The 13398-nt window shown below is 48.8% G+C and carries 11 protein-coding genes; all 11 read right to left on the bottom strand.

All coding sequences use genetic code 11. The features are described 5' to 3' along the window. Positions 1-1083 carry a phospho-N-acetylmuramoyl-pentapeptide-transferase gene (gene mraY, locus M979_RS21095; protein WP_034460947.1) on the bottom strand — a complete coding sequence of 361 codons (1083 nt, stop codon included), beginning with the start codon at positions 1081-1083 and terminating at the stop codon, positions 1-3. Beyond that, on the bottom strand, positions 1077-2435 hold the full coding sequence (murF, locus tag M979_RS21090; protein WP_064556283.1) for a UDP-N-acetylmuramoyl-tripeptide--D-alanyl-D-alanine ligase: 1359 nt from the start codon (positions 2433-2435) through the stop codon (positions 1077-1079). The genes mraY and murF overlap by 7 nt, the downstream gene beginning before the upstream one ends. Next, positions 2432-3919, bottom strand: coding sequence for a UDP-N-acetylmuramoyl-L-alanyl-D-glutamate--2,6-diaminopimelate ligase (gene murE, locus M979_RS21085; protein ID WP_064556282.1), 1488 nt, complete (start codon positions 3917-3919; stop codon positions 2432-2434). Before murE ends, murF begins: the two co-directional genes overlap by 4 nt. Then, a complete protein-coding gene (locus M979_RS21080; RefSeq protein WP_034460951.1) occupies positions 3906-5672 on the bottom strand; it encodes a peptidoglycan glycosyltransferase FtsI in 1767 nt (588 codons plus the stop codon). The genes murE and M979_RS21080 overlap by 14 nt, the downstream gene beginning before the upstream one ends. Before the next feature lie 15 nt (positions 5673-5687). Continuing rightward, positions 5688-6053 (bottom strand): cell division protein FtsL, encoded by a 366-nt coding sequence (gene ftsL / locus M979_RS21075; RefSeq protein WP_034460952.1) that lies wholly within the window; start codon positions 6051-6053, stop codon positions 5688-5690. After that, positions 6050-6991, bottom strand: a complete 942-nt coding sequence (rsmH, locus tag M979_RS21070) for a 16S rRNA (cytosine(1402)-N(4))-methyltransferase RsmH (RefSeq protein ID WP_034460953.1) — start codon at positions 6989-6991, stop codon at positions 6050-6052. Before rsmH ends, ftsL begins: the two co-directional genes overlap by 4 nt. Before the next feature lie 3 nt (positions 6992-6994). Next, on the bottom strand, positions 6995-7453 hold the full coding sequence (gene mraZ, locus M979_RS21065; RefSeq protein WP_034460954.1) for a division/cell wall cluster transcriptional repressor MraZ: 459 nt from the start codon (positions 7451-7453) through the stop codon (positions 6995-6997). Between the two features lie 564 nt (positions 7454-8017). Continuing rightward, the gene (cra, locus tag M979_RS21060; RefSeq protein ID WP_034460955.1) at positions 8018-9022 is read right to left on the bottom strand and encodes a catabolite repressor/activator; all 1005 of its coding nucleotides are present in this window, start codon (positions 9020-9022) and stop codon (positions 8018-8020) included. Between the two features lie 174 nt (positions 9023-9196). After that, positions 9197-9688, bottom strand: a complete 492-nt coding sequence (gene ilvN, locus M979_RS21055) for an acetolactate synthase small subunit (protein WP_034460956.1) — start codon at positions 9686-9688, stop codon at positions 9197-9199. Between the two features lie 2 nt (positions 9689-9690). Then, positions 9691-11415, bottom strand: coding sequence for an acetolactate synthase 3 large subunit (gene ilvI, locus M979_RS21050; protein WP_072009481.1), 1725 nt, complete (start codon positions 11413-11415; stop codon positions 9691-9693). 411 nt (positions 11416-11826) lie between these two features. Beyond that, entirely contained in the window at positions 11827-12771 is a 945-nt protein-coding gene (gene leuO, locus M979_RS21045; protein ID WP_064556281.1) for a transcriptional regulator LeuO, read from the bottom strand. Positions 12772-13398: the final 627 nt, after the last annotated feature.

Genomic DNA, 13398 nt, shown 5'->3' with positions numbered 1-13398 from the left:
TTAACGCACCTTCAGGGTAGCCAGGCCAATCAGGACCAGCATCAGCGAAATAATCCAGAAGCGCACAATGACTCGCGGCTCCGGCCAACCTTTCAATTCATAATGGTGATGAATTGGGGCCATGCGGAAAATGCGCTGCCCGCGCAATTTGAAGGAGCCAACTTGCAAGATGACTGACAGCGTTTCAACCACAAACACGCCGCCCATAATGACTAACAGGAATTCCTGACGCAGCAGCACAGCGATAGTTCCGAGTGCGCCACCAAGCGCTAAAGAGCCAACGTCACCCATAAATACTTGCGCCGGGTAGGTGTTGAACCACAAGAAACCAAGCCCCGCACCAACAATTGCCGTACAGACAATGACCAGTTCCCCAGCATGACGTAAATAAGGAATATGCAGATATTCAGCAAATTTGATGTTACCCGTTGCCCAGGCTACCAGCGCAAACCCAGATGCCACCAGCACAGTTGGCATAATCGCCAGGCCATCCAGGCCATCGGTCAGGTTTACTGCGTTGCCAGTACCGACGATAACGAAGTACGCCAATAGTACGTAGAAAAGACCAAGCTGTGGCATTACGTCTTTAAAGAACGGCACAACCAGCTCGGTGGCTGGCGTTCCTTTCCCTACGCTGTACATCGTGAAGGCTACAGCCAGCGCGATGACAGACATCCAGAAGTATTTCCACCGTGCAATCAATCCTTTAGTGTCTTTACGCACCACTTTGCGGTAGTCATCGATAAAGCCAATCACTCCGTAACCAATCAGCACGAACAGCACACACCAGACATAGGGATTTGATGGATATGCCCACATCAACACAGAGATAACGATAGAAGTCAGGATCATAATCCCGCCCATCGTCGGTGTACCGCGTTTGCTGAAATGAGATTCCGGACCGTCGTTACGCACGACCTGGCCGAAGGAGAGTTGCTGCAAACGAGCAATCATACGTGGCCCCATCCATAACGAGATGAACAGAGCAGTCAGCAGGCTGACAATGGCGCGAAACGTCAAATAGGAAAAGACGTTAAAGCCGGAATAATATTTGACCAAGTGTTCGGCCAGCCAAACTAACATGTTCCATTCTCCTGTAATGCGTGTACGACCTGTTCCATGGCGGCACTACGTGAACCCTTCACTAAAATGGTAATCATTGAATGCTCTGCGAGTAGCGCCCTCAGGCGCACAATTAAAGAAGGCTTATCGGTAAAATGTTCGCCAACTTCAGAGGCTGTACTGATTGTTTCGCTCAGTGTGCCCACGCTTAGTACGCAATCAATGCCTGATGCTTTTGCTGCTTCCCCCACCTGACGATGGCATTCCACAGACTCTGCACCCAACTCACCCATGTCACCGACCACCATCACACGGTAACCCGGCATTTCAGACAGCACCTGCGCTGCAGCGGTCATCGACCCCACATTGGCGTTGTAACTGTCGTCGAGTAGCAGTTGGTTTTCAGAAAGTTGAATTGGGAACAGACGCCCAGGTACGGCTTTAAGCCCTGCCAGACCGGTTTTAACCGCCCCCAGAGAAGCGCCTACCGACATCGCAAGTGAGGCCGCAGCCAGCGCATTAGCTATGTTATGGCGACCAGGAAGTGGGAGCGTAACATCAACGTCACCCATTGGTGTTTTGATGGTGAAATCGGTGCCATGCGCGGTGATGTGCACATTGGTTGCAGTAAAATCACTGCCTGTGGCATTCGGTGAAAAACGCCATACTTTGCGCTCACCAATCACTTCCTGCCAGTTCAGCCAGTCATTATTATCTGCGTTGAGAATAGCGATGCCGTTCTCGGACAAACCAGCGAATATTTCGCCTTTTGCTTTTGCAACACCGGCAAGCGACCCAAACCCTTCCAGGTGTGCAGCCGCCAGGTTATTTACCAATGCAGCTTCCGGACGCGTGAGATTCACAGTCCAGGCGATTTCACCCTGGTGATTCGCACCGAGCTCAATGACCGCATATTCATGTTCTGGCGTCAGGCGTAACAACGTCATTGGCACGCCAATATCGTTATTCAGATTGCCAGCGGTATATAAGGTGTTACCGCATTCACGCAAAATAGCCGCGGTCATCTCTTTTACAGAGGTTTTGCCGGAAGAGCCGGTCAGCGCGACAATACGTGTTGGAACTTGCTGACGCACCCAGGCTCCGAGCTCGCCAAATGCCTGATGCGTATCGGCAACGACAAGCTGTGGGACATCAATAGCTAACTTGCGGCTAACCAGTAACGCCCCTGCCCCACCTTTAACGGCATCTTGCGCAAAGTCGTGAGCATCAAAACGCTCACCTTTCAGTGCGACAAACAGACAGCCCTGCGTTAATTTGCGCGTGTCGGTAGTAACATCAATGATATCGATATCGGCACCGTGCAGCTCTCCATGCAGGATGGTAGCGAGTTGACTCAATGAAACGCGAATCATGCCACAACCCCCAAAAGACGGGCGACAGTGACACGATCAGAGTAGTCCAGACGGCGTACACCTACGATTTGATAGTCCTCATGACCTTTCCCTGCCACCAGAACCACATCATTTTCTTGCGCTTGCATAACCGCGTTAGTGACGGCTTCAGCACGGCCTGAAACCACATGTACACGGCCCGCATCCAGCATACCGATCAGAATATCGGCAACGATCGCTTTTGGCTCTTCAGTGCGAGGATTGTCATCGGTAACAACAACAACATCAGCATACTGTTCAGCGATCCCACCCATAATTGGGCGCTTTCCTTTATCACGGTCGCCACCACAGCCGAAGACACACCACAGCTTGCCGCTACAATGTAGACGAGCTGCCTGCAGGGCTTTTTCCAGCGCATCTGGTGTATGGGCATAATCCACCACAACCGTCGGCTTACCAGGAGCTGCGAAAACTTCCATGCGGCCACAAACCGGTTGCAGGCTCGGAGCCGTTTTCAGCAGTTCTTCGAGTGGGTAATCCAGCACTAACAGGGTTGCCAACGCTAACAACAAGTTACTGACGTTAAAAGCCCCCATCAGGCGGCTTTCAATTTCTCCATCGCCCCATGAAGAGCTGAACTGGATGGTGGCCCCGCCATCGTGATAATGCACATTGGTTGCTTTCAACCAACGGCCACGACAGCCTGGCTGCAAATTATTTTCCATCGTAACGGCAACAGCATCAGGCAAACGCGCTAACCAATTGCGTCCGATTTCATCATCGGCATTAATGATTGCATGACCGTAATCATGTTCGGAGAACAACAACCACTTCGCCGCTTCATAACCTGCCATATCACCGTGGTAATCAAGGTGATCGCGGCTGAGATTGGTGAACACACTGGCGGCGAATTTCAATGCAGAAACACGATGCTGAATCAGCCCGTGTGAGGAGACTTCCATGGCCGCAAAGCTTGCGCCTTCATCAGCCAGAGCCGCCAGCACATGCTGCACGTCAACGGCAGAACCAGTGGTGTTTTCGGTCGGTTTCACATTGCCGAGTAAACCATTGCCCACAGTACCCATAACGGCACTGGTTTCGCCTAATAACTGGCTCCACTGTGCAAGTAACTGAGCAGTAGTCGTTTTGCCATTAGTGCCCGTCACGCCAACCAGGCGTAATGCACTTGAGGGTTCGTTGTAAAAACGCCCAGCCAAAGCAGAAAGTCGTTGATGCAACTGACTCAGATAAATAACCGGCACACCGTGCATTTCACGGATTTCGCCATCTACTGCTTCGCCTTCAGCTTCAGCAACGATAGCGGCTACGCCTTGCGCTATTGCCTGCGGGATATATCGACGCCCGTCCGCCTGATGACCGACTACAGCTACAAAAAGGTCGCCCGATGCCGCCACGCGGCTATCGAGTGTCATTTCTCGCAGAGCTCTCTCCGGCGCTTGTGGCACCCACGGAGCAAGAAGGTCGCGCAAATTACGATCTGCCACCTGATCCCTCATTTTGATTAATTACAAATTCACTTTTTTCACCTGTCGCCAGAGCATCCGGTTCGATATTCATGGTGCGCAGAACGCCGCCCATAATGGCACCGAACACAGGTGCAGAGACGGCACCACCGTAATACTTCCCTGCCTGTGGGTCGTTAATCACCACAACCAGCGCAAATCGAGGGTTACTTGCTGGCGCTACGCCTGCGGTGTAAGCAATGTATTTGTTGACGTATTTTCCGTCCGGGCCGACTTTTTTCGCCGTACCGGTCTTGATTGCAATGCGGTAGCCTTTGATGGCTGCTTTAACACCACCACCACCAGGCAATGCCACACTTTCCATCATATGAACGACGGTACGAACCAACTGCTCAGGGAAAATACGTTCACCCGGAACCGGTGGATCAACCTTCGTAATTGACAGTGGGCGATACACGCCGTAGCTGCCAATCGTTGCGTAGACTCGCGCTAACTGTAACGGGGTTACCATTAGCCCGTAGCCGAAAGAGAAGGTGGCCCTCTCTATGTCAGACCACCGTTGTTTTTGCGGATATAAGCCACTGCGTTCTCCGACCAGCCCCAAGTTGGTCGCTTTTCCCAATCCAAAACGTGAGTAAGTATCTACCAACGCTGAGGAGGGCATCGCTAACGCCAGTTTAGAAACCCCGACGTTACTCGACTTCTGTAGCACCCCGGTAAGGGTCAATTCGCTGTAGCGCGCCACATCTTTGATCTCATGACCATTAATGCGGTACGGCACGGTATTCAGAACGGTATTTTCACGTACCACGCCACGTTGCAGCGCAGTCATTACCACCATCGGTTTCACTGTCGAACCCGGCTCGAAAACATCCGTAATGGTACGATTACGCATGATGTCCTTCGGGGTTCCGCTTAAATTATTTGGGTTATAGGATGGACTGTTTGCCATCGCTAACACTTCGCCAGTGCTTACATCGACCAGCACCGCACTACCTGATTCCGCTTTGTTGAAGGCAACAGCATTGTTTAGCTCGCGATAAACTAACGCCTGCAAACGTTCATCGATACTCAACGCGAGGTTATGAGCGGCCTGGCTGTCAGTTGATGAAATGTCTTCAATAACACGCCCGAAACGGTCTTTACGCACGATGCGCTCGCCCGGTTGGCCGGTTAGCCATTTGTCGAAGCTTTTTTCAACACCCTCGATACCCTGGCTATCAACGTTAGTGAAGCCAATAAGGTGAGCGGTTACTTCGCCAGAAGGGTAGTAACGGCGAGATTCCTGACGTAAATGAATGCCGGGAAGTTTGAGTTTTTTGATGTAATCGCCAATATCAGGGTTCACCTGACGGGCGAGATAAATAAATCGGCCTTTCGGGTTGCTGTTAACGCGGGAGGCCAGTTGATCAAGAGGGATTTTCAGAGCATCCGCCAGCGCTTTCCAGCGGTTATCCAGCGTAATACCACCCGCATCATGCAGCTCTTTCGGATCGGCCCAAATCGCATTCACCGGCACGCTTACTGCCAATGGACGACCAGCGCGATCGCTAATCATGCCACGAGAAGTAGAGACTTCCTGCACACGCAAAGAGCGCATGTCTCCCTGGCGAACCAGCATATCTGGCGCAATGATTTGCAGCCAGGCAACGCGCCCCAGCAAGAAAACCAGCGCCAGCAAAATGCAACCGCAAAGCAACGCAAAACGCCAACTTACAAAGTTGGCCTGTTCTTCCTGGCGTTTCGGTTTAAGCGTTTTTGCCGCTGCTCTCATCTGCCACGCGATTCCTTATTGCTGAACTACAATATTTTCCTGCGATGGGTCAACATGCTGCAATTGCAGCTTTTCCGTTGCGACCCGCTCCACCCGGCTATGATCGCCCAGTGCATTTTCTTCCAAAATCAGATTTCGCCATTCGATATCCAGCGCATCACGTTCCACAACCATTTGCTCACGCTGAGCGGTGAGCAGACGGGTGTGGTGAGCGGTTGTCACAACAAAAATGGCAGTAATGATAATGGAGGTGAACAAGATCAGTGGTAGTTTCCCATGACGCAACAAATCACCACCAATCACTCCTGGTAGTGCATGCCGCTCGCCACTGCTCAACTGGCCAGTAACTTTATGTAGGGCTTCTGCCACTTTGCTGATCATGCGTTCGTCCTTTCAGCGATGCGCAGCACCGAACTACGCGCGCGCGGGTTTTCCGCCACTTCTTCATCACCAGGCATCATTTTGCCGATTGATTTTAAATATCTGCCACCGAGCTTATTGAGCTGGGCTTCAGTCATTGGGATACCGGCAGGAACCTGTGGGCCACGGGTGTTTTCGCGCATAAAGCGCTTAACAATGCGGTCTTCAAGAGAATGGAAACTGATAATTGACAGGCGCCCACCCGTTGCCAGTGTTTCAATCGAGCCTTTCAGTGCCTTTTCGATCTCTTCAAGTTCGCTGTTTATCCAGATACGAATAGCCTGGAAAGTACGCGTGGCCGGGTGTTTGAATTTGTCTTTAACCGGCATTGCCGCAGCTACAACCGTCGCAAGTTCTTTAGTGCGTGTCATTGGCTGTTCGCGGTTGCGCTCAATAATGGCGCGCGCAATACGTTTACCAAACTTTTCTTCACCGAAGGTTTTAATCACCCAGGCGATATCTGCTTCTTCAGCACTGAGCAACCATTCCGCAGCTGACTGGCCACGAGTCGGGTCCATACGCATATCCAACGGGCCATCACGCATAAACGAGAAGCCGCGTTCTGCATCATCAAGTTGTGGGGAAGAGACGCCAAGATCCAACAAGATGCCGTCAATTTTGCCTAGTAAGTCGCGTTCGCGTGCGTATTCAGCTAATTCAGAGAAAGGTCCATGAATGATAGAGAAGCGCGGATCATCAATTGCCTTAGCAGCCTCAATCGCTTGAGGATCGCGGTCGATTGCCAACAGGCGCCCTTCTGGTCCCAGTTGGGAAAGAATCAAGCGAGAGTGACCACCGCGGCCAAACGTGCCATCAATGTAAATGCCATCCTGACGAATGTTGAGACCATTCACGGCCTCATCAAGCAGGACTGAAGTATGTTTAAAATTTTCCATCATTATTTATAGTGACAAGTCCTGCAGACGGTCCGACAAGGTAGTCGTCGTAGTCTGCTCAGCGTCGATGTCTTCCTTGACCTGTTGATGCCAGGTCGTTTCATCCCACAGTTCAAACTTATTGAACTGCCCAACCAGCATCACTTCTTTGGTTAGCCCGGCGTATTGGCGCAAAACAGGTGCCAGCAATAATCGCCCGGCGCTATCCATCTGACATTCACTGGCATGGCCCAGTAATAGTCGCTGCACGCGACGTTCAACCGGGTTCATGCTCGACAGACGAGCTAGCTTTTGTTCGATAATTTCCCACTCGGGAAGGGTATAAAGCAGCAGGCATGGGTGATGAATGTCGATGGTACAAACCATCTGACCTTCAGAGGTTTCGACAAGCGCATCCCGGTAACGGGTAGGTACGGCAAGCCGCCCTTTGCTGTCGAGATTGACTAATGTTGCCCCACGGAACATGCCAGCCTCACCCTTAAATTCCCCTTTCCACCACTTTGACCCACAAATTCCCACCCAAAGGAGTTTACGGAGCGGAGGAAAACCTTGTCAAGCAAGCTACAACGCTGATGGAAATAATTTTCATCTCCTAAGCGATTGATAATTGACTGGCGTGAAAAGGCGCTACATCCACGATGCAAAATTAACGTTATGAATATTTGAAAGAAAAAAGATCAATAAGCATAAATATCGTTAAATCGACTGAAAACCTGCAAGGTAAAATATGAAGTGTTCAGTTTGCGACGCGGTCGGCATTTTAAGGTATTTCTCTGCAGGATAACAGCGCCAGATGCAGGCGAAACGCGGGCTGCGGGTTAGTTTGAATGCTCACTAAGAACTATTGTTTAATTATCGGGCACTTTTACACACTGCTATGTAACAAAATAATTCAGAAGGAGGAATTATATCGATTCTGGAATTAAGAGAAGTGTCTATTATCAATGAAAAATAATTACCTGAATAACCATGGGAAATAAAACGGGATTATTCTTAATTAAGAATGGCAGCCGTAACTGCCAACTCTTGTTAGTGGCGACTTAAACTGCCACGGCGATATAGATTACGACGAATACGGGTTAATCCAGGCTTAGGTTTACGTGGCTCATCGAGGCTTGCCAATACTAATTCCAGTACTCGTTCCGCTACATCACGGTGGCGCTGCGCAACAGCCAATACTGGACATTGCAGGAAATCAAGCAGCTCATTGTCTCCGAAAGTCGCAATAGCTAACTCTGAAGGCAAATGCCCTTCACGACGCAATGTTACATCCATGACACCTTGTAATAATGCAAAAGAAGTGGTGTACAGAGCCTGCGGCATTGGGTGAGTTTCCAACCACTTATCAAAAAGCTGCGCGGCGGCTTCACGCTCATAACTATTCGCATATAAGAAGTGCACTTCACGTGGATCATCTTTCCACGCGCTGCGGAAACCTTGTTCACGCAAGTAACTAACTGACAATTCCGGCAACGCGCCAAGATAAAGAACCGTTTCAGCAGGGAAAGTACGCAGCTCGCTGGCCAGCATCTCCGCGTCTTCCTGGTCTGCTCCAACTACGCTGATGAAATTTTCACGATCGAGTGCACGGTCAAGTGCGATGATAGGAAACGGATCATTTGCCCAACGCTGATAGAAAGGGTGTTCAGGTGGCAATGAAGTTGAAACAATGATCGCATCAACCTGGCGTTGTAGAAGATGCTCAATACAACGCATTTCATTATCTGGCTGGTCTTCAGAGCACGCGATAAGCAACTGATATCCGCGCTGACGAGCCTGACGCTCCAGATAGTTGGCGATACGGGTATAACTTGTGTTCTCAAGGTCTGGAATAACTAATCCGATAGAACGCGTGCGCCCGGCACGTAATCCTGCAGCCACAGCATTCGGGTGGTAGTTATGTTCGCGTACAACTGCCATGACTTTCTCAACGGTCTTATCGCTAACGCGATACTGTTTTGCCTTACCGTTGATGACGTAGCTCGCCGTGGTGCGCGAAACTCCAGCCAGGCGCGCGATTTCATCCAATTTCACAGTAGCCCCTTATTTAGGATTTCCATAACCATACCCTGGTCATGGTTTCATTTTTATCATCTAAGCGCAGAATAATACCTCGGGCAACCGCTTTTGCTGGCAGTTGCTGCGCCATTTGCAAAAAAAAACCCGGTACGTGTTTTACCGGGTTTATTATTTAGCCGCCTTTACCGGCTAGCGCATAATCTTATCGCCACGCGATACGCCTACAATACCTGAGCGTGCTACTTCCACAATCTTAGCCACTTCACGAATGGTATTCAGGAACGCATCCAGTTTGTCGCTGGTTCCTGCCAGTTGAACCGTGTAGAGCGTTGGTGTGACATCAATGATTTGCCCACGGAAGATTTCTGCGTTGCGCTTCACTTCTTCACGCCCGTAACCACTTGCCTGCACTTTTACCAGCATGATTTCACGCTCGACATGCGCCCCTTGCACCAGTTCGCTGACACGCAGGACATCCACTAGTTTATGCAGTTGCTTTTCAATCTGCTCCAACACTTTCGCATCACCAACCGTTTGGATAGTCATGCGAGACAGGGTGGGATCGTCAGTCGGAGCCACGGTCAGACTTTCAATGTTGTAACCGCGCTGAGCAAATAAGCCTATAACACGGGACAGCGCCCCGGACTCATTTTCGAGTAATACAGATAATATCCGGCGCATAATCAGGTTCTCTCCGTTTTGCTTAACCACATCTCATCCATACCACCGCCACGGATCTGCATTGGGTACACATGCTCAGTGCCATCAACTGCGACGTCGACAAATACCAGACGCTGGTTACCTACCGCCTCCAGCGCTTCGATCAACTTGCTTTCTAGTTCATGCGGCTCGTTAATGTTGATCCCAACATGCCCATAAGCTTCCGCAACGCGCACAAAATCAGGTAACGACTCCATGTAGGATTGAGAATGGCGGCCAGAATAAATCATGTCTTGCCACTGTTTCACCATACCGAGATAACGGTTGTTGAGGTTAAGCACCAATACCGGCAAACCGTATTGCAGCGCGGTAGAGAGTTCCTGGATATTCATTTGAATACTGCCATCACCTGTAACACAAACCACGGTTTCGTCTGGCAATGCCAGCTTCACACCCAGTGCGGCTGGCAAACCAAAGCCCATAGTGCCGAGGCCACCAGAGTTAATCCAACGGCGAGGTTTATCAAAGGTGTAATAAAGTGCAGCAAACATTTGGTGCTGACCGACATCTGAGGTGACGTAAGCCTCGCCTTTGGTCAAACGATAGATAGTTTCAATCACCGCCTGCGGCTTAATCTTATCGCTTGTTCTATCAAACTCCAGACACTGACGTGCACGCCATTGCTCAATCTGGTGCCACCAGTCACGGATATCATCGCAGGATTGCGACATATCTTCCTGCACCACCAGCTCCAGCATTTGTTGTAAAACCTGACGCGCATCGCCAACAATAGGAATATCCGCACCGACAGTTTTAGAAATAGAAGTTGGGTCGATATCAATATGCAGCACTGTCGCATTCGGGCAGTACTTCGCGAGATTGTTGGTGGTTCGGTCATCAAAGCGCACACCGACACCGAAAATTACATCGGAGTTGTGCATCACCATGTTGGCTTCGTAGGTTCCGTGCATACCTAACATGCCTAATGCCTGCCGATGAGTCCCTGGAAACACGCCAAGACCCATTAAAGAGGAGACCACCGGAATATTCAGCTTCTGGGCTAACTCAAGCAGCTCATCATGGCAGCCAGACGTGATCGCTCCACCACCGACATACATGACCGGCTTTTTCGCCGCCAGCAAGGTTTGCAATGCGCGCTTAATTTGCCCTTTGTGCCCCTGAGTTGTGGGGTTGTAAGAACGCATACTGACTGTTTCGGGGTAACTGTAAGGGAACTTATTTGCCGGACTCATAATGTCTTTTGGCAAATCGACCACAACCGGCCCAGGGCGACCACTTGCAGCAAGCCAGAAGGCTTTTTTGATGATGCCAGGAATGTCTTCTGCTTGTTTGACTAGAAAGCTGTGTTTCACGACCGGACGCGAAATCCCCACCATGTCGCACTCCTGGAATGCATCATAGCCAATCAGCGATGTAGCAACCTGACCAGAAAGCACCACCATTGGAATGGAGTCCATATAAGCAGTGGCGATACCTGTAATCGCATTTGTGGCACCGGGACCAGATGTCACCAGCACGACACCTACTTCGCCGGTTGCACGCGCCAGGCCATCAGCCATATGCACTGCTGCTTGTTCATGGCGTACCAGCACGTGATCAATGCCGCCAATAGTATGAAGCGCATCATAGATATCGAGTACTGCGCCTCCTGGGTAACCGAATACATGTTTAACGCCCTGATCGATAAGCGATCGGACGACCATCTCGGCTCCTGACAACATCTCCATGGTTTGCCTCCAGGCTTACGTGTTTGACCGACCACCGAAATCATTTCAGCTAAGTCGTTGAGGCAGGTTGTTGCGCCCTGCATATGTCTTTTTATTATTGATAGTTACCTAACATAACCGTTGAAAATCAGGCAATCAATTACCAATGTTCACGCCTCAAACAGGGATTTTCTTGCGACCACTACAAAACCCTCGACTGGCAGAGTTAAGCTCTGAATATAAGGAGAAATGATGACTGAAAATATTACGAATGGTGGCTTTGCAGGATAAATCTAATTAGCGCGCGATTTATCAGGTGTTCTGGAGAGAAAGCACAAAATCAACTAAAGCGGAAAAAACTACAAAAACCAATAAAAGAAGGATAACCGGATGGTTTTAACCATCCGGATAACTCAGAAGAAGATTCTAAATCTATTTACTACACACCGTGGTCAGCAATTTCTCCATCCATTGGTGCCCTTTATCGCGGCCGGCGGCTTCATGCCACGATAAATAACAAGTGACCGTATTATCCTTTAGCGGCAATGGGAATGTTTGCAAATTAAGTGAGTCAGAAAACTCCTCTGCTAACCAGCGTGGTGCTATCGCAACCAGTTGCGTCTGCGACACAATATTTAAAACGCTGGTCATTGCCATGCCTTGATAGGCAATACAGGATAGTCTATCTGCTGTTTGATACCATGGTGCACTGAATGATGCAAAGCGTTCCAGAGAAACAACCGCATGTTTTTCGTTATAAATATCTTCTTCAGTTAATGGTTTAACTAAACGTGGATGTTTCTTACTAGCCACCAGGACCATTTCATCTTCAAATAATGGAATACATGTAAACTCAGGACGACGAAATTCAGTATAGCTAATAACAAACTCTGTTTCCTGATAACGCAATTGATGTTCAATATCTTTATTTAAAGACGACTTAAAGAGTAACTGAATTCCTGGCGCAAAGCGTTTCACATTATTAAAGATAACTGATGTTAAAAAATTGTCTAAAGGACTGCTGACACAAATGTTAAACACCCTTTCACTGCAGCCTGGATCAAAGCCTGCTCCTGGCAACTCATTCTGTACCAACTGTAAAGCCTGGCGGATGGAGCCAAACAGTTGGAAAGCGCGAGCCGTAGGCTGTATACCTCGGCCATACCGCACGAATAGCTCATCATTGAACATTATTTTCAATCGGGCTACCGCATTACTCACTGCGGGCTGAGACATCCCCAGAGTTTGAGCTGCACGGGTAATATTCTGCACTTGCATAACAGCATCAAATACAGTTAATAAATTTAAATCAACAGAACGTAGTTGAGGTTTAAACCCATCATGAACTGTTGGTTGTTCTACATAATTATCAGACATGGCTAACTCCACTAAGATGGTTCGTCCTTTTTCACAGATTAATTCTGCGGGCTATCCTTATTATCACTTGCTAAGCAGAACATGCTGATCAATACGATTGAAAACATCATTTAAAAATAAAAATATAATTTTTTATTCATGTTCCCTGACACGCCAACACGGCTTTAGCTACTGACAAGTCTGGTACAACTATAAAGATGCAAATAACTTCTTTCAGTCAATTGATTCCTGAATCAGGCTAATGAAATCACAAAATGACTTTACGCACAATGATTCACCCAATGAATTATATATCAATCATGGATAACATCTCTGGTCGGAAACAATAGTTCTACTGGTAATCGAGTGATAAGGAAAGGAGACAAATTCCTAAAATAGAGTCATGACCGTGAATAAACCCCTTAAATCATAATCATGATGAATGAAACTGATAGCAAACATATTATTTTTAATTGTTTCTGATGATTTCATTTTCACATTAAACGGTAAGCAGTCCTTTTTCATACCTTTTATAAATATTATGAAAAATTGATATACCAGCACAAATAACTGACCATCACACCCACCTAACTATCCCCAAAACTGTGCCTGAGAGAATCGATTGTTGACACAGCAGGGCAGATCAAG

This window comes from Buttiauxella noackiae ATCC 51607 (assembly GCF_001654865.1).
GTDB classification, from domain to species: domain Bacteria; phylum Pseudomonadota; class Gammaproteobacteria; order Enterobacterales; family Enterobacteriaceae; genus Buttiauxella; species Buttiauxella noackiae.
The sequence above is the reverse complement of the archived record's forward strand: the minus strand, read 5'-3'. Positions and strand labels throughout refer to the sequence as shown.

Coding starts and splice junctions, on each gene's coding strand:
- mraY (WP_034460947.1), bottom strand. CDS start 1,083: ATGTTAGTTTGGCTGGCCGAACACTTGGTCAAATATTATTCCGGCTTT.
- murF (WP_064556283.1), bottom strand. CDS start 2,435: ATGATTCGCGTTTCATTGAGTCAACTCGCTACCATCCTGCATGGAGAG.
- M979_RS21080 (WP_034460951.1), bottom strand. CDS start 5,672: ATGAGAGCAGCGGCAAAAACGCTTAAACCGAAACGCCAGGAAGAACAG.
- ftsL (WP_034460952.1), bottom strand. CDS start 6,053: ATGATCAGCAAAGTGGCAGAAGCCCTACATAAAGTTACTGGCCAGTTG.
- rsmH (WP_034460953.1), bottom strand. CDS start 6,991: ATGATGGAAAATTTTAAACATACTTCAGTCCTGCTTGATGAGGCCGTG.
- mraZ (WP_034460954.1), bottom strand. CDS start 7,453: ATGTTCCGTGGGGCAACATTAGTCAATCTCGACAGCAAAGGGCGGCTT.
- ilvN (WP_034460956.1), bottom strand. CDS start 9,688: ATGCGCCGGATATTATCTGTATTACTCGAAAATGAGTCCGGGGCGCTG.
- ilvI (WP_072009481.1), bottom strand. CDS start 11,415: ATGGAGATGTTGTCAGGAGCCGAGATGGTCGTCCGATCGCTTATCGAT.
- leuO (WP_064556281.1), bottom strand. CDS start 12,771: ATGTCTGATAATTATGTAGAACAACCAACAGTTCATGATGGGTTTAAA.